The 16185-nt window shown below is 66.2% G+C and carries 14 protein-coding genes and 1 tRNA gene; 7 read left to right on the top strand and 8 right to left on the bottom strand.

Features of this window, described 5'->3' with window-relative positions; genetic code table 11:
- The first annotated feature begins 4 nt into the window (after positions 1-4).
- Both IPK69_12105 and IPK69_12100 read left to right on the top strand, forming a co-directional pair.
- Positions 5-520, top strand: coding sequence for a hypothetical protein (locus tag IPK69_12105; protein QQS08715.1), 516 nt, complete (start codon positions 5-7; stop codon positions 518-520).
- A gap of 64 nt (positions 521-584) precedes the next feature.
- Positions 585-658: transfer RNA gene (locus IPK69_12100), tRNA-Cys, on the top strand.
- A 36-nt stretch (positions 659-694) separates the two neighbouring features.
- Here IPK69_12100 and IPK69_12095 read toward each other — a convergent pair.
- Positions 695-1735, bottom strand: coding sequence for a DUF58 domain-containing protein (locus tag IPK69_12095; GenBank protein QQS08714.1), 1041 nt, complete (start codon positions 1733-1735; stop codon positions 695-697).
- Between the two features lie 71 nt (positions 1736-1806).
- The gene (locus IPK69_12090; protein ID QQS08713.1) at positions 1807-2559 is read right to left on the bottom strand and encodes a 3D domain-containing protein; all 753 of its coding nucleotides are present in this window, start codon (positions 2557-2559) and stop codon (positions 1807-1809) included.
- 381 nt (positions 2560-2940) lie between these two features.
- Between IPK69_12090 and IPK69_12085 the strand changes: the two genes are divergently transcribed.
- Positions 2941-3822 (top strand): M48 family metalloprotease, encoded by an 882-nt coding sequence (locus IPK69_12085; GenBank protein QQS08712.1) that lies wholly within the window; start codon positions 2941-2943, stop codon positions 3820-3822.
- On the opposite strand, the gene IPK69_12080 is transcribed toward IPK69_12085, so the two are convergent.
- The 3 genes from IPK69_12080 to IPK69_12070 form a co-directional block, all read right to left on the bottom strand.
- Complete coding sequence (locus tag IPK69_12080) at positions 3819-4541, bottom strand: 1-acyl-sn-glycerol-3-phosphate acyltransferase (protein QQS08711.1); 723 nt, start codon at positions 4539-4541, stop codon at positions 3819-3821. The genes IPK69_12085 and IPK69_12080 overlap by 4 nt on opposite strands.
- A gap of 31 nt (positions 4542-4572) precedes the next feature.
- Positions 4573-5268 carry a (d)CMP kinase gene (locus IPK69_12075; protein ID QQS08710.1) on the bottom strand — a complete coding sequence of 232 codons (696 nt, stop codon included), beginning with the start codon at positions 5266-5268 and terminating at the stop codon, positions 4573-4575.
- Between the two features lie 225 nt (positions 5269-5493).
- Complete coding sequence (locus tag IPK69_12070; GenBank protein ID QQS08709.1) at positions 5494-6396, bottom strand: hypothetical protein; 903 nt, start codon at positions 6394-6396, stop codon at positions 5494-5496.
- A gap of 269 nt (positions 6397-6665) precedes the next feature.
- Between IPK69_12070 and gcvH the strand changes: the two genes are divergently transcribed.
- The 3 genes from gcvH to IPK69_12055 are packed head-to-tail and all read left to right on the top strand — an operon-like array spanning position 6666 to position 10622.
- On the top strand, positions 6666-7049 hold the full coding sequence (gcvH, locus tag IPK69_12065) for a glycine cleavage system protein GcvH (protein ID QQS08708.1): 384 nt from the start codon (positions 6666-6668) through the stop codon (positions 7047-7049).
- A 32-nt stretch (positions 7050-7081) separates the two neighbouring features.
- Positions 7082-7816, top strand: a complete 735-nt coding sequence (locus IPK69_12060) for an ABC transporter ATP-binding protein (protein QQS08707.1) — start codon at positions 7082-7084, stop codon at positions 7814-7816.
- On the top strand, positions 7767-10622 hold the full coding sequence (locus IPK69_12055) for an FtsX-like permease family protein (protein QQS08706.1): 2856 nt from the start codon (positions 7767-7769) through the stop codon (positions 10620-10622). Before IPK69_12060 ends, IPK69_12055 begins: the two co-directional genes overlap by 50 nt.
- On the opposite strand, the gene IPK69_12050 is transcribed toward IPK69_12055, so the two are convergent.
- A complete protein-coding gene (locus IPK69_12050) occupies positions 10602-12122 on the bottom strand; it encodes a hypothetical protein (GenBank protein ID QQS08705.1) in 1521 nt (506 codons plus the stop codon). The genes IPK69_12055 and IPK69_12050 overlap by 21 nt on opposite strands.
- Positions 12123-12242: 120 nt before the next feature.
- On the opposite strand from IPK69_12050, the gene IPK69_12045 reads away from it, so the two are divergent.
- Positions 12243-12941, top strand: coding sequence for a gamma-glutamyl-gamma-aminobutyrate hydrolase family protein (locus tag IPK69_12045; protein ID QQS08704.1), 699 nt, complete (start codon positions 12243-12245; stop codon positions 12939-12941).
- 9 nt (positions 12942-12950) lie between these two features.
- Here IPK69_12045 and IPK69_12040 read toward each other — a convergent pair whose 3' ends face one another.
- Both IPK69_12040 and fusA read right to left on the bottom strand, forming a co-directional pair.
- Entirely contained in the window at positions 12951-13583 is a 633-nt protein-coding gene (locus tag IPK69_12040; protein QQS08703.1) for a nucleoside monophosphate kinase, read from the bottom strand.
- A 282-nt stretch (positions 13584-13865) separates the two neighbouring features.
- Entirely contained in the window at positions 13866-16004 is a 2139-nt protein-coding gene (fusA, locus tag IPK69_12035) for an elongation factor G (GenBank protein QQS08702.1), read from the bottom strand.
- Between the last annotated feature and the right edge of the window lie 181 nt (positions 16005-16185).

Here is a 16185-nt window from a genome sequence, read left to right as displayed (position 1 = left end):
CACAATGTCTGTTGTTGATAAAATCCGCAAGTCGAAACAGATCGGCGTCGATGTCGCCAAGGGCCGATTCGTGGAATGGCCCGACGAGTGCGTGTATTGCTGCAAGCCGCTTCCCTCGGCCCAAGTGCGCATCCTCCCAGAACGCACCGGGTGGCTGAGAGTTCTCCTTCCGCGCATCCCCTTTGACCCGTCGCTTCCCACGATCGAGGCGCCGGTCTGTCACTCCTGTCGATGGCCGCTTCGTCGCGCGATGTGGTTTCGCCGATGGTTCACGTGGATCGTCGTGGTGCCGATCATCTTCGCCGAGTTCTATATCCTCACACGCGTGGGCATTCTTCCTTCGGGTCCGATTCGGCCCTCCCAAGCCACATGGATCTGCTTTGCTACAGCCATCGCCGTGCGCTGGTTCGAGCGTCGATTCCCGCCCAGAATCGAGGTCTACAGCCGCGGCCGAAATCTGGAGTTCCGATTCTCCAGGATCTCTCAGGCCTTCCGTTTCGCCGATGTGAACGGCACGTGACCCATCTCGCACCACACACGTCCGTATCACAGTCCTGCCTTCGCGGCCTACCCTTGCATCCACCGGTCGGGTGCCAGAGTGGTCTAATGGGGCGGATTGCAAATCCGCTTTCCGTGGGTTCGAATCCCACCCCGACCTTTCCATCCTCCCCCCAGACAACCGAATCCCGGCGTGTCACACGAGCATCCCGCCCCGGCGGAGCGTCGTGAGCACGAGATCCTCGACCGACGCGTCGCTCGAGATCGGGATGAAGGCCACGCCCCGGCGGGAGCACTCGCGTTTCAGGTTCTCTGCGTGGACGCGGACGCGTGATCGATACGCGTCGAGGACCGCGGGCGTGATCGAGACCTCTCGGGCGCGCCCGGTCTCGACATCGGTCAGGCGGACATCGCCCAGGAGCGATCGCATGCGCCCGATTCCTACGCCCCCATCGACGCTGCGGCTCGCCGCCGGATCGATCTCGGTCGGCGAGAGCACCCGCACGAAGTAGCCATCGGTCCGCTGCCCGCCCGCCCCGGCCGAGGCGAGCACGTTGATCGCCCGGGTCACGCCGCCCTCCTGCAGCGCGTCGGTGAGCAGGACGACCACGCCGCGTTTGCCCGTGCCGGCCCGCGAGAGCATCGACCTCGCGACGGCCTCATTGAGATCCATCGCCTCGAAGGCGCGGTTCTCCACGCTCGATCCCTCGAGCGCGTCGAGGAGAAGCCTTCCCACGATCCGCACGCCCGCCCGCCCTCGCACCGGCGAGATCTGTCGCACGAGTTCTCGAGTCGGTGCCTCCGGGCGTCGCCCGCCCAGCACGGCGACCGAGACACGGTTCTGCCGCACCAGCCCGACGTACGCGAGAGCCATCGCAAGCCGGGCCGAGAAGACGAGTTTGTTCGTGGCCCCCTCGCCGGCATCCATCGACGCCGAGGCATCGACGAGCAGGTGGAGCGCCAGGTCCTCCTCCTCGCGGAAGATCTTGATGAAGAGCCGATCGAGGCGGGCGTAGACGTTCCAGTCGATGTGCCGGAGATCATCGCCGGGCGTGTAGTTGCGGAAGTCGTCGAACTCGACGCTCTTGCCGCGGCGTTTGCTGCGTCGCTCGCCGGGCATCGTCCCCGAGAGGAGCGTGCGCGAGGCGAGGTCCAGCCGATCCAGCCTCGCGGCGAGCGCCGGGCCGATCAACTCGTCCACCGACTTCGGCTTGTTCCCCTCGCTGGAGACGATCATGCGTTGAGTGTACAGAGGATCGGTCCGCGCCACACCATCGGCCGCTACGCCACGGTCACTCGGCCGTTGAACTAGTTCGCGACTTGCCCGGATCGTGTCTGGCGCGGATTCGACGGCCCAAGACCATCGGCGAACTCCCACACGACGACGTTGAGCCGCTGGCTCCCCCACTTCAAGGCCGATTCGTGCGTGGGGTAGAGCACGTCGAGACGGTAGCCCTTGATCGCCCCGCCGCAGTCGAGCACGGGGACGACCTCACCCTCGTCATATCCCGGAACAGAGATCATCGAGCCGTATGGCAGGATCGTGGGATCGGCCGCCACGAAGTGCCCGGCGTTGGTCGAGATGTGGTGCATCGTCGCGGTGCGCCCGTCGGCGTACTTCCCGCACGACCGCGCATCGGGCGAATAGGCCGTCACCAGCATCGACACCGAGCGTGCGGGGCGGATCGGACGTCCCTGGAACCAGCGGATCGTCGGGTCAAAGGCGAACGCCGCGTCCGGGTTGAGCGCGGGCCCGAAATGCTCGAGATCGTCGAGCGTGCTCACGCGATTCTCAAAGAGCGCGGCAACCTCGGCACTCGGCGTGACGATCGTCTCGGGGTGCAGGGGCAGAACCACAGTCCCGTCGTTCGGAGCCACCGAGATCGGGGTGACCGCGGCCAGAGGCGGCGCATACCGCATCTCCTTCGCCAGGATCGCCGAGCCGATGGTGAACCCCAGGACCACAGTCCATGCGGCCACCCACGCCCAGGTCCGGGCTCGCTGCAGACGCGCCAAGGCGCCCCGCAGGTATCGCGCGTTCGGCATCGTGCCGTTCGACACGGTGACCACTCCACCCGAGCCGCCCCCGATCCGCCCGCGCAAGCCACTGCGCGTCTGCACCATCAAACGATGGTGGGCCGATCGGGAATTCCCGACTCGTTGCCATGATACTCCGATTCTGAGTTGCCTGCTTTCACAAGGCTGTCGGTTGTGCCTGCGACCACCACCTCCAGCCCGTTGCTGCCACTCTGGCAGGCCTTCCTTGCTATCGGATGCCTCTCAAGCCAAGATACGGCCTGTCGTTTGGCACGGGCGCTGCTGCATTTTAATCGAGAAGAATCACTCTTCATCCCTCGGCATCGAATCCGACAAGACCCCGTTCCGAATAACTCGAACAGACGCTCATCGACTCTCGTCCGCCCGACCGATCCACGACACGCCATGGGAAAGACCACCAACAACCTCAAGACCCTCGTCCTCATGCTCGCCATGATGGGCCTCTTCCTCCTCGTCGGCGCCCAGTTCGGTCGCGGCGGGATGCTCATCGCCCTCATCCTCGGCGGCGTGAGCAACGTTATCGCCTGGTTCTTCTCCGACAAGATCGCCATCGCCGCCATGCAGGGGCGCGAGGTCACCCACGAGGACTCGGGCGAGGCACTGAATCTCTACGCCCTCGTCGATGAACTCCGCACGCGGGCCGGCCTCCCCATGCCCCGCGTGTACATCTGCCCGCACGACGCGCCCAACGCGTTCGCCACGGGACGTTCGCCCCGCAAGGCCGCAGTCGCGGTCACGCACGGCGCGCTTCGCCTCCTTTCCGAGAACGAACTCCGCGGCGTGATCGGGCACGAACTCGCCCACGTCAAGAATCGCGACACGCTCACCTCGTGCGTTGCCGCCACCATCGCGGGCATCCTCGCGTACATCGCCCAGTGGGGCCTGTGGGTCGGCGGCGGGAACAACCGCGAGGGAGGCAATCCGCTCGTGGCGATCGTCACGTTCCTGCTCGCCGGCATCGGTGCCGCCCTCATCAAGGCGATGATCTCGCGCAGCCGCGAGTTCGTCGCCGACGCCGATGGTGCCGCCATCGCGGGTGACTCCTCGGGCCTGATCTCGGCGCTCCAGAAACTCGAGGTCTATTCCCAGCGGATCCCCCTCCGCCAGCCCAACCCCGCTCAGAACAACCTCTTCATCATCGAGCCTCTCGCCGGCGGCTCGCTCGTCAGCCTCTTCGCGACCCACCCGCGCACCGAACTCCGGATCGCCGCCCTGCGCGAAGTCGGTGCGAGACTCAACGCGGCTCGCGAGGGTCGCGCGGTCTAATCCGACGCGGCCGGATCGTCCGTGATCGACTTTAGAACCGGCTCATCACCAGGCCCCGGCGCCGGCCAGCGGCCGTTCGTCCTCGCTCGCAATCTCGCCCGGAGATCCAGCCGCATCGCGTCCACCTCGCGCTGCAGCCTCGTGAGCGCCCCATCGGCGCCCTCCGCAAAGAGTTCGTCATAGGGAATCGCCTTCCCATACTTCACCGCGAGGCGCACGCCGAAGAGTCGTGGCTTCCCGCCGGGCGGATACGCGTCCCAGCACCCCTCCACCGCCGCGGGCACGACCGGACACTTCGCCTTCTTCACCAGCACGATCACGCCACGCTTGAACTCGTGCATCGCGCCGTCGGTCGTCCGCGCCCCTTCCGGGAAGATCACCACGCCATGCCCGTCACCCAGCCGTCGCAGAACCTCACGGATCGCCGCGGCGTCCCCCTCGTTCTCGCGCAGCGGAATCGAGTTGAGCGACGCGATCAGCCACGCGAACGGCCTGAACTTGAATAGCCCCGACCGCGCGACAAAGTGCATGTGCCGCCGGACGCCCCCGCCCACGAGCGGCGGGTCGAGATACGACTGGTGATTCGACGCGATGAGGAGCGAGCCGGTGTCGGGGACGTTCCCGGCGTCGATCACCTCCACGCGCCCCCACACGCGGAAGAGGAGCCGGCAGAACCCGCGGCAGAATGTGTACAGCAATCCCTGGAACATCGCGGGCAAGCGTATCGCCAAGACCCTGGTTGCACAATCGCTACGGAGCCGCGGCGAGTTCCATCACCTTCGACGCGATCGCATCCACGACCTCCGCCTCGGTCAGGCGCGTCGTGTCCACCACGATCGCCCCCTCGGGCACCCGCAGCGGCCCGTCGGACCGCGCCTTGTCGCTCGCGTCGCGTCGATTGATCTCGTCGAGCGTCGCCCTGAAATCGGCGTCGATGCCCTTGGTCGCCTTGAGTTGCAGGACCCGCCGCCTCGCCCGCTCTGCCGGGTCGGCATCGACATAGAACCGAGCCTGGGCGTCCGGGAAGACCACCGACCCCTGGTCGCGCCCCTCGCTCACCAGCCGCGGGTGCCGAGTCGAGATCTGGCGCTGCTTGGTCACCATGTACTCGCGCAATCGCGGGATTGCCGAGACCGGCGAGACCAGCCGCGTCACGTCGGCGTCGCGAATCCGGTCGTCCACCGCGCGATCGAAGATCACGACCGAGGGCGTCTCGCGCGTCCAGTCGATGTGCATGTTCGACGCCTCGACCCGCTCGAGCAGGAGATTCGTGTCGTCGATCGGGATGCCCTCGAGGATCGCGATGAGCGTCGCCGCCCGATACATCGCGCCGGTATCCAGGAACTGCAGGTCCAGCCGATCGGCCAGGCGACGCGCCACGGCCGACTTCCCCGTGCCTGCAGGCCCGTCGATCGTCACGATGAGTGGCCCGGTGAGTGAGAACATCTCTATGGCAACGGTACGCCCGCTCGCAAGGGGCGCGACCGCCTGGGACACCCTTGTCCCCTGGCTCAACGCCATCCGCCCGGTCGATTCCGATTCGACGTGTGGCATGCGGGCCCTTCCCCGTGTGGATCACGGTCGTGCGACACCCCAGCATACCACAGATTCTCGATCTCGGCGAGTGCGGAGTTCTTCAATACGCGTTCACTGAGGCTGGCGACGGCCGCCCTACTCCTCTGCGGAGTCCTCGGCCTCTCCAAACTCGGCTTCCATCTCTTCGAGGATGTCCTCGAGCGCGGGGTCCTCGTCGCTCAACGCCGCCTGGAGAAGGTTCCGGCTCTGGTTGATCCCCTCGAGAACGTCCCCAGGCCCGCGATAGTCCACCGCGAGCGGGCGGTCGAATCCCACGGAGATGATCGCATCGACCATCGGGCGAAGGTCATACGCCGTATGGACGATCTCGTCGCTGTCCTTCCCCTTCTTCGCGCCCTTGGGCTTGCCAAAGCCCGTCGTCGTCGCCGAGACCGCCGAGGCGTAAGGCGTCAGCCGTCGCAAGTACCCTTCCGCATCGCCCGAGGCGTGAGCCATGGCAAAGTCCGGGAAGGTCCCCAGGCGAAAACCACCGACACGCTTGATGAGGTCCGTCACGCGATCCGGCTCGGCGGTCAGACCCTCTCGGGGCGAGAGGAGCAGATTGATGTCCAGTCGCTCCGCCCGAGCGGCGACAGGCTTGAGGCGTGTCACCACGCGCAGGGTCGAGTCCTCGTCCACGCCCGCGACAAGTGGCATCGACACCGCCGAGCATCCCAGAATGTGCGCCGCCTCGAGCACGCGCAGCATCCGCTCCCCGGCTTTCGCGGCCGCCCCTTCGCCCAAACTCCCGAAATCCTGCGGCTCGGGCTCGATCAGAAGCAAGCACGCGCAACTCGCCTTGTCCCCACGATCCCGCATCGCTTCCAGGAGCGGGCGATCCGCACCCGTGAGCAGATCCGTCGTGAGATTGATCCCCGCCAGACCCAGGGACTCCCGCGTGTAGCGTGGCACATCGAGAAGCGACAAAGCCGGCTTCTTGCCCTTCTCGGAAGGGTGAAGCAGCGGTCGAAGGCACGAAACGGTGAGTGTCAGAAGCATCGTGCGACGGCAGTGTACGAGCGGGCAAGGCGGATCGACAAGCGAGCACGACCGAAGGCGGCCACGATTCGCACGCGGACAACAGACGCGAAGGACGTGCCATCTATCGGACATCGACGCCCCCCGGCGTGACGCCAACTCGCACTCCCGAATCCGGCGCGGCCTTGCCGAACGAACCCGAGGCCGGCGTACGATCGTTCCCGGACGGCCCCGACGCCGCCCATGCCCGCCCTTCGTCCGTTTCCCGTTGTTTCTGGAGCACCCCAGGCATGTCCTCACCCAGCGATCGCACGTACTCCGAATCCCACGAGTGGCACAAGGTCGAGGGCTCGACCCTCACGCTCGGCCTCACCAAGTTCGCCGTCGACCAACTCACCGACGTCACCTACGTCGAGATGAAGAAACCCGGCACGAAGTTCAAGGCCGGCGACCATGTCGGCGAGGTCGAGAGCGTCAAGACCACCAGCGACGTCTATTGCTCCTGCGACGGCGAGATCGCCGAGGTCAACCAGGCCGTCGTCAGCGATCCCAGCCTCCTCAACACCGACCCCTATGGCAAGGGGTGGCTCGTGAAGGTGAAGATCGCCTCGCCGGACGCCCTCTCGAAACTCATGAATGCCGCCGCCTACGACAAGGCGCACGGGGCCCACTGACGCCTCGACCTTGAACCGGAGATGCGCCCCTCGTGCTGCGATGCGTGAACGTGCACAAGGCCTACCGCAGGGGCGGGAACGAGGTACCCGTCCTCCGGGGCGTCTCCCTCGAGATCCCCGATGCCGGCTTCTACGCCGTCATGGGCGCGTCGGGCAGCGGCAAGTCGACCCTGCTCCACCTGATCGGCGCCCTCGACACGCCCGACGCCGGCGAGATCCACGCCAATGGTCGTGCCGTCCACCTGCTTCGTGAGAACGAGGCGGTGCAGTATCGCCGTCGCGAGATCGGCATCATCTTCCAGCAGTTCAATCTGATTGCCACGCTCACCGCGCGAGAGAACGTCGAACTCCCCGGAATGCTTGCCGGCGACGATCCCTCGTGGCTGCGCTCGCGATCCGCCGCTCTGCTCGAACGCCTCGGCCTGTCGCCCCGATCCGAGCACCGTCCCGACGCCCTTTCGGGAGGCGAGCAGCAGCGTGTCGCCATCGCGCGGTCCCTGCTCTATTCCCCCAAACTCATCCTCGCCGACGAGCCGACGGGCAATCTCGATTCCGCCAGCGCCCAGCGACTGTGGGATCTCCTCGGCGAACTCGCCCAAGAGCAGGGCATGCTCGTCCTCATGGTCACCCACGAGCCCGCCGCCGCCGCACGCTGCCGGCGGGTGTTCTTCCTCCGCGACGGGCAACTCGCGGGGGACCTCGAAACGGAGGGACTCGATGCGGTCGGAGTGGCGGCTCGCTACCAGCAGTCTGTCGGCGCTGCGTAGCCGTTCCATTCTTCTCGCCCTCACGGTGGCGCTCTCGGCGGCCCTGATCGCCGCGGTCTCCTGCGCCATGCACTCCATCCAGTCCGCCGCCCGCACCCAGGCCGGAAACCTCGTGGGGAGCGCCGACGCCTGGATCAAGCCCCTCGGCACCGGCGCGCAACTCGATGACTCCCTCTCCACGCTCGCCTCGACCTGGCCCGAGGTCGATTCCGCGCGCGGACGGAGCGAGGCCGCCCTCAGCCTCTCCGCACAACTCACGTTCCTCGAACCCACGGACGATGCGGCCACCACCTTCCGCCGTTCAACCGGCAAGGTCTCCGCCACGGCCGTCGGCATCGCGATCGCCGACATCTCCGAGTCCGATCTCACTCTCCTCGCGGGCACACTCCCCAAGGCCAAGGGCGAGATCGTCATCGACGAACAACTCGCGCGAGGCCTCACCCACCGCTGGATGAAGGCGGGCCGTGCCTCCAACCTCCACGGCGCTCACGCCGCGAACAAGTCGCTCCTCCTCGATTCGCCACCGCAGATTCCAGAGACCTCACTCGACCCCGCCGCGGCCGAGGCGCTCAATGCCCGCGTTGGCGTTCGCCTCGGCGACACCATCCAGATCGCCCAGCAGGCCCTCCCCGACATCAACATCTCCGCCGTCCTCGCCGATCCGGCCCGCGCACGCGCGCTGGCGAAGGAGGCCGGCATCGAGTTCTCCCCAACCAACATTCTCTCCATCTTCGCGAAGCCCCTCGACGTCAAGGTCGTTGGCATCGGCAAGTCGCCTCCCTTCGGCGGGCGCTGGCGCTGCTACACCACCCTCGAATCACTCGCTTGGATCACACGCCAGAAATCCCCCGGCTTCGCCCAGATCGACCTCCGCCTTCGCGAGGGCGTCAACGCCGAGACCTTCGTGGAGGCTCACGCGAGCGAACTCCCCACCGGCGTCATCATGCAGCCCAGCGCCAGGGTCACCTCGGGCCTCGACCAGAACATCCAGGCCAGCCGCCTCGGCTTCATCCTCGGCACCGTCATGGCCTTCCTTTGTGCCGCCTTCATCATCACCACAGGCATGAGCACGGGCATCCTCGAACGCATCCGCGAACTCGCCATGCTCCGCTGCGTCGGCGCCACACGAGCCCAACTCGCCAGGAGCCAACTCTTGAGCGGCGCGATCCTCGGTATCGTCGGCGCCATTGTGGGCATCCCCCTAGGCCTCGCCATCGCCTGGGTGCTCATCGAACTCATCAAGACACGCATCGAGGTCCACTTCGAGATCCTGCCCCTGGGTCTCGTCGCCGCGGGACTCGGCGCGGTGCTCAGCGGCGTTCTCGGCGCGGCCTACCCGGCATGGCGCGCCGCTCGCGTCTCGCCCCTCGAGGCGCTCAGCATTCGCGCCGCCGCCCCATCACGCCGCGGCTGGATCGCCCTGCTCCTCTTCGGCGTCGCCTGCCTCATCGTCCACATCGCCATCGTCACCCTCACCACCAACGGCCAGGTCCGTTTCTGGACCTATGTGACCCTCGGCATTCCCGTCCATTTCTTCGGCTACTTCGCCCTCTCCGTCCCCATCGGTATGGGTGTCGTCTGTCTTCTCGCTAGCCCCATCTCGCGCCTCCTACGACTTCCGCGCACCGTCGTCGCCCGCGAACTTCTCGCGCGTCGCTATCGCTTCGGCTTCACCGCTGGCTCCATGATGATGGGCCTCAGCCTCCTCGTCGGCCTGTGGACCCAGGGCGCGGCGATCCAGCGCGACTGGATCGGAAAACTCGAGTTCCCCGACGCCTTCGTCACAGGACTCAACCTCTCCGAACGAAGCCAGGAACTCGTCAACGCGCTCCCCGAGGTCAAGAGCACCTGCGCCATCACCCTCCGCAAGGTCGAGACCGACACCTTCGGCGTCCACGCCCTCCAGTCCTATCGCTCCACCTTCATGGCGTTCGAGCCCGAGACCTTCTTCGACATGGTCCACCCGCAATGGGTCCAGGGCGACCCGAACACCGCGATCCGCCGACTCAATGAGGGCGGTGCCGTCGTCGTCGCCCGCGAGTTCATGGTCGCGCGCGGGCTTGGCGTCGGCGACACCTTCCAGTGCAGCGTCGCCGGCAAGCCCCACGACTTCGAGATCGTCGGCGTCGTCACTAGCCCGGGCCTCGAGGTCGTCAGCCAGTTCTTCAACATCGGCGAGGACTTCACCGAGCAGTCCCTCCACGCCGTCTTCGGCTCGCGAAAAGATCTCAAAGCCATCTTCGGCTCCGACGCGATCCACCTCCTCCAGATCCAGTTCAACGACGCCGTCGATGATGAAAAGGCTCTCGCACGCATCCGCGAGATCCTCGCCGGAGCGGGCGTCCTCGACGCCGGCAGCGGTCGCGCCATCAAGAACCAGATCCTCGAGTTCGTCCGCGGCGGCCTGCTCGCCTCAAGTGCCGTCGCCGTCGCCGCCATGCTCATCGCCGGCCTAGGCGTCGCCAACCTCATCATCGCGGGGATCGAGTCGCGCCGCTACGAGTTCGGCGTGCTCCGCGCCGTCGGCGCGGGCCGCTGGCTCGTCTCGCGACTCGTCCTCGCCGAGGCGATCCTCGTCGCCGTCACCGCCGGCATGCTCGGCACGCTCATGGGCATGCAGGGCGTCTACGCCATCCAGCGCATCGACGAACTGCTCTTCGGCCTGCTCCTCCACGTCCGTCCGCCGCCGGTCCCGATCGCGGTCGGCTGGGGGCTGACGCTCCTCTTCACGGTCGGCGCCGCCGTTCCCGCGGTCCTTCGGCTTGCGCGACGCCAGACGCGCGAACTACTGAGCGCCGCTGCCTGACGCCCCAACCGGCCCCGTCTTCGATCGCAACCATGCGACGAGTTTGTCCTTTCCCGTCACCTCGTAGTACCGTGTCATCGACGTCGTCCGTACCGCCAGCACGCTCTCGGTGCCGTCCATCACCAAACCGATCCGCGCCGCCGCCACGGGAAGCATCGGCCGCTGACACACGATCACATCCGCGATCGCCGGTGGCGGGTCGATCACAATCGCCTGATCCTCCACGCCCGTGTTCACCTCCACCCGGCGCGCCGGAGTCTCGCACAGCAGCGTGATCAACCCCTTCGCGAGTTCGACCTCGTCCGACGCGAGCACCGAAGGCGGATTCGGCGGCGCGAGCACATTGAACCCCTCCCCCGCCCGCACCACCACCATCGAATCGTTCGGCACCGCCGCGCCAACCCCCGCCGGGTTCTCGCTCATGTTCCCGCCGGGCGCACGAATCGCAAACCCAATCGCGTCCGGCGCGGGGAGATCCACCGCCCGCTTCGCGATGTATCGCCCGACCTTGGAGTCAATGGCCGCGAGCCGATCGATCTCCACAACCATGACCACCGGCCCCCACAACTCGGTCCGCGTCTCACCCTCTTCCAATGACGCCTCAACCACGACGAATCGCGTCGTCCGTGCCACGTCCGCCGGAGCCCCAAGCCGCACACGCTCCACGATCTGCCCGCGATCCGGATCCATCGGGTTCCGCCGGACTCCCGACCACACCTCGATCGTCGGCGTCGTCGGATCGTCCACCCCCAGCGTCGCCGCGTCGGGAGGCTCGTCCACCAGTTTCGCCGCCCGCAGCGAACTCAACTGCGCAAAGAGCACGCCCATCGCCTCATGATCCGCCGGGTGCTTCACCGGGTCCGTGACCGTCCACTTCGCCTCGCTCCGCACGATCCGCACCGCAGGCCGGCGAATCGAGAGCGTGAGCGCCGTGGTGTCCGCACCCTCCCGGGGCAGGGGCGCCAGTTTCCGCCACGCATCGATCCCTGTGGGTGTCAACGTCCCCGCAACGCCCGCATCGAGACGTGCGATCACATGCCGTTTCGGATCATCGCTCGAGATCGCGACCGTCACAAACCCACCGATCGCGTCGGGTCGCACCGAGATCACCCTCTGGATGTCGTCGGGCCCGCGAAAGAGCAGCCGCGTCTCCCCCACCGCCGCGGGCACCTCGCCGGCTCTCGTCTCCTCCACGCGCCCCGCCGACTCCTGCAACAGCCGGAGCAGCCCCTTCAGGTTGCTTTGCCCCACAGGCCACACCGGACGTTGGAGGTCCTCGCGCCGCAGCAGCCACTCGCCGCTCGCCCGATCCGGCGAGAACGACGCCCGCAACGCCGGCGGCATCTCGATCTCCAGGCCCTTGAGCGTCTGGAGATCCGTCGTCACCAGCCAGTCCACCGGGGCATTCGCCGCCTTCACCGGGCTCTTCAGCACCGCCAGCGTCGCCAGCCCAAGCCCCAGCGTGACCACCAGAAGAATCAGCAATCCCTTGCGTGTCACCGTGAGTTCCCTTCCATGACCCCATATCCAGCCACGCCGCACCCGTGCGGACCACTATCGTAGGGAGTCCCTCATCCACGCCCAGCGCGTGACCACGTTGAACCCGATCAGAGACCACGCGTGCCGCACTCGACTCGACCCCTCGTCGGCATCACGGCAGACCTCGGCCCACACCCGCGCACCGCACGCCCCCAAGCGCGCGTCGCCCTCGCCTACGCCCAGGCCATCGAACGCGCCGGCGCCACGCCCATCATCCTCCCGCCGATTCCAAGCCTCGCCGAACGATTCGCCGAAACCTGCGACGCGTTTGTCCTGACGGGAGGCGACGACCCACGCACCGAACCCTTCGGCAAGCCCACGCACCCCAGGACCACGCCGATTGAGCACGATCGCCAGGAGTTTGAGATCAGGCTTCTTCGCGCGCTCGACGATCACCCCGAGACCCCCCTCCTCGGTGTGTGCCTCGGCATGCAACTGATGGGGCTTCTCGCCGGGGGCGAACTCGACCAGCACCTTCCCGACACGCTCCCCACCCACGCCGACCACCTGAGCCACGATCACGAGATCATCCCGGAGCACACGCCCTCGCTCGCGTCGGAACTTCCCGAACTCATGGGCACGGTGCACAGCCACCACCGCCAGGCGCTCCGCTCACCGGGCACACTCGTCGTCATCGCCCGCGCCCATGACGGCGTCATTGAGGCCGTGATCGACCCGAAAAAACGCTTCTCCCTCGGCGTCCAATGGCACCCCGAGCGCACGACCGACCCGACGCTCGGCGACGGCCTCTTTCTCGCCCTCGTTCGCGCGATCCTATAGCGACGAGCGTTATCGCTTCGCGTCGCCGACCAGCGGATTGTTGAAATGCGAGTCCTGGATCGGGACCACCTGCTCCAAGACCTTCGCCAGCACCGCCGCCGGCGACCCCATCGCGTCCACGTCGCGGATGATCGACTTGGGATAATGCTCCAGCACCGGATACGTCTCCCGCTCGTACACCGACCACCGCTTGCGAATCACGTCCTCCCGCGCGTCGTCGTGCCGGTTCTCCTTGAGCGCCCGCCGGCGGAGACGCATGATCATCTCCTCCTTGTCCGGGCACACCAGATGCAGCACCAGCAGCACATTGATGTGCTTCTCCATCAGTTTCGCCTGCGCCACGTTCCGGGGGATGCCGTCGAGCACGAGCAGATCCTGGTGAGGCTTGTACAACGACAAGACCGTCTGCGCGTGCACGTTCTGCACCCACATCTTCACCGTCACGTCGTCAGGGACCAACTCGCCGCGCGACGAGTACTCATAGAACGTCTTGCCCAGTTCCGAGTGCACGTCCAGCGTCCGGAAGATCTCGCCGCACGACAGGTGATAGAACCCCGGGACAACGCCCAGGATCTTGCCCTGCGTGCCCTTGCCCGCGCCAGGGGCGCCGAAAAGGAGAATGGTCTGGTATCGCTGAGCCATGGTGATTCTCCGGGTCTGGATTCTACGCGCACCCGCCGCACGCTTCGCCGGCCCATCAACCTACACCACCCCCGCCGCTCTCGCAACCCGCCACGCCAACATCCCCGCGATCAATCCAACATCGGGCCCATCCAGCCCGCACAACCCCCGCGAAACCCCGAGTTTCCTGTGGTGTCCACGCTACTCGGACCTTCCCGTGACCGGCAAAAAAAAAGACGCCCCATTCAATCGAATGGGGCGCCGCACGTACATGCAACTGTCCAGGGGAATAGACCCGGGGTCTTACTTCTTACCCTTCCCGCCCTCGCCCTCGGTGATCGCCTTCTGCAGGCTCGCCGGCATCTGGCGGTACTCCAGGAACTCCATCGTCGAACTCGCCCGGCCCTGCGACATCCCGCGGAGGGCCGTCGTGTAGCCGAACATCTCCGACAGAGGCACCTCGCACGTCACGAGTTTTACCACGCCGCGGTCGTCGGTGTCGATGATCATCCCGCGACGCGACGAGATGTCGCCCGTCACGTTCCCGAGGTACTCATTCGGCACCGTCACCACGACCTTCATGATCGGCTCGAGCAGCACGGGCCCGGCGCGATCGACGGCCTCATCGAGCGCGATGCGCCCCGCCATCTCGAAGGCGTTCTGGTTCGAGTCGACCGCGTGGTACGAGCCATAGGTCAGCGTGATCTTGATATTGATCAGCGGATACCCGAACTTCACGCCCGTGATCGCGCGCTGACGCGCCCCGTACTCCACCGACGGGATGAACTCCTTGGGGATCACGCCGCCCACGATCGCGTTGTCGAAGGCGATGGAGTCCTTGAAGTTCAGTTCCTCCTCCGCCGCCTGGGCCGCGGTGTACGGCTCGAGCGAGATCATGCAGTCGCCGAACTGCCCGCGACCGCCCGTCTGCTTCTTGAAGAGCCCGCGGACGTCGGTGACCTTCTTCGTGATCGCCTCGCGATAACTGACCTTGGGCTTGCCGACCTCGACGCCGACCTTCATGTCGCGACGCAACTTATTCGCGATGATCTCGAGGTGGAGTTCGCCCATCCCCGAAATGATCGTCTCGCCCGTCTCCTCGTTGTAGTTCGAGCGGAACGACGGATCCTCGCGCCGGATGACCGCCAGCGCCTCCGACAGTTTCCGCTTGTCGTCCTGCGTCTTGGGCTCGATCGACATCGAGATCACGGGCTCTGGGAAGTGCATCCGCTCGAGCATGATCGGCTCGTCCGAGTCGCACAGGGTGTCGCCCGTGTACGAGTCCTTGATCCCGACCACCGCGACGATGTTCCCCGCCGTGACTTCCTCGAGCGGGATGCGGTTCTGCGCGTGCATCTCGAAGATGCGCGACGCGTTCTCGCGCTTCCCATTCCCGGGGTTCAGAAGGCGCGTGCCCTTGGTCAGCGTGCCCGAGTAGACCCGCATGTACGTGAGGTCGCCGTGCGTGTCCGAGACGACCTTGAAGACCAGCGCCGAGAAGGGCGCCTTGGGGTCGTGCGGACGCGTGAGTTTCTTCTCTTCGTCCCTGGGGTCGGTCCCCTCGACCGGCGGGCACTCATCGGGCGCGGGGAGATAATCCACCACGGCATCCAACAATCGCTGCACACCGATGTTCCGGAGAGCCGCCCCGCACAGGACCGGGTAGCACTTCCGCGACACCGTCCCCTTGCGCAGCCCCGCCTTGAGGTCCTCGGTCGAGAGTTCCTTGCCGTCGAGATACTTCATCATCAGATCGTCGTCGAGTTCCGCGATCTTCTCGATCATGTCGTGACGCCACTGATCGATCGTGTCCTTGAGATCCGCCGGAATGTCCTTCTCCGTGACGATCTCGCCCTTCTCACCCTCAAAGAAGTACGCCCGCATCGTCATGAGATCGACCAGACCCTTGAAGTCGTGCCCGCTCCCGATGGGGAACTGGATCGCGATCCCGTTCGCGCCCAGACGCGTCTTGATCGTCTTGAACGAGAACTCGAACGACGCGCCGATCTTGTCCATCTTGTTGACGAAGCACATCCGCGGCACCTTGTACCGGTCCGCCTGACGCCACACCGTCTCGGACTGCGCCTCGACGCCTTCCTTGCCGTCGAAGACCGCCACCGCGCCGTCGAGCACGCGCAGCGACCGCTCGACCTCGATCGTGAAGTCCACGTGCCCGGGCGTGTCGATGAGGTTCAGTTTGTAGTCCTCGCCGTGACGCTGCCAGGGGCACGTCGTCGCCGCCGACTGGATCGTGATCCCGCGCTGCTGCTCTTCCTCGAGGAAGTCCATCGTCGCGGTCCCCTCGTGGACCTCGCCGATCTTGTAGTTCTTCCCGGTGTAGTACAGAATGCGCTCCGACACCGTCGTCTTCCCGGCGTCGATGTGGGCGCAGATCCCGAAGTTGCGGATGTGGGGCAGATCAGAGGGCAACGGATTGGACATGGACGGTTCCTTCGTGATTCAAGCCAGGGTCCAACGCTCGTTGGGACCGTGGGGATGCGTGACTGGGGTCAACTACCGATTCCGAATCGCAAGCCGTCTCGCGTCCGGTGCAAATCGCCGCTGGATCGCGGCACTGAATTCATGGTGCGCTCGAGTGGGCTTCGACGCACGCCGACCGAAG

It is taken from the genome of Phycisphaerales bacterium (assembly GCA_016699835.1).
In the GTDB taxonomy this organism is placed as follows: domain Bacteria; phylum Planctomycetota; class Phycisphaerae; order Phycisphaerales; family UBA1924.
This window is presented reverse-complemented; position numbering and strand designations above follow the sequence as displayed.

Excerpts from the sequence above, each read along its gene's own strand:
- IPK69_12105 (QQS08715.1), top strand. The coding sequence starts at position 5 with ATGTCTGTTGTTGATAAAATCCGCAAGTCGAAACAGATCGGCGTCGAT.
- IPK69_12095 (QQS08714.1), bottom strand. The coding sequence starts at position 1,735 with ATGATCGTCTCCAGCGAGGGGAACAAGCCGAAGTCGGTGGACGAGTTG.
- IPK69_12085 (QQS08712.1), top strand. The coding sequence starts at position 2,941 with ATGGGAAAGACCACCAACAACCTCAAGACCCTCGTCCTCATGCTCGCC.
- IPK69_12075 (QQS08710.1), bottom strand. The coding sequence starts at position 5,268 with ATGTTCTCACTCACCGGGCCACTCATCGTGACGATCGACGGGCCTGCA.
- IPK69_12070 (QQS08709.1), bottom strand. The coding sequence starts at position 6,396 with ATGCTTCTGACACTCACCGTTTCGTGCCTTCGACCGCTGCTTCACCCT.
- gcvH (QQS08708.1), top strand. The coding sequence starts at position 6,666 with ATGTCCTCACCCAGCGATCGCACGTACTCCGAATCCCACGAGTGGCAC.
- IPK69_12055 (QQS08706.1), top strand. The coding sequence starts at position 7,767 with ATGCGGTCGGAGTGGCGGCTCGCTACCAGCAGTCTGTCGGCGCTGCGT.
- IPK69_12040 (QQS08703.1), bottom strand. The coding sequence starts at position 13,583 with ATGGCTCAGCGATACCAGACCATTCTCCTTTTCGGCGCCCCTGGCGCG.
- fusA (QQS08702.1), bottom strand. The coding sequence starts at position 16,004 with ATGTCCAATCCGTTGCCCTCTGATCTGCCCCACATCCGCAACTTCGGG.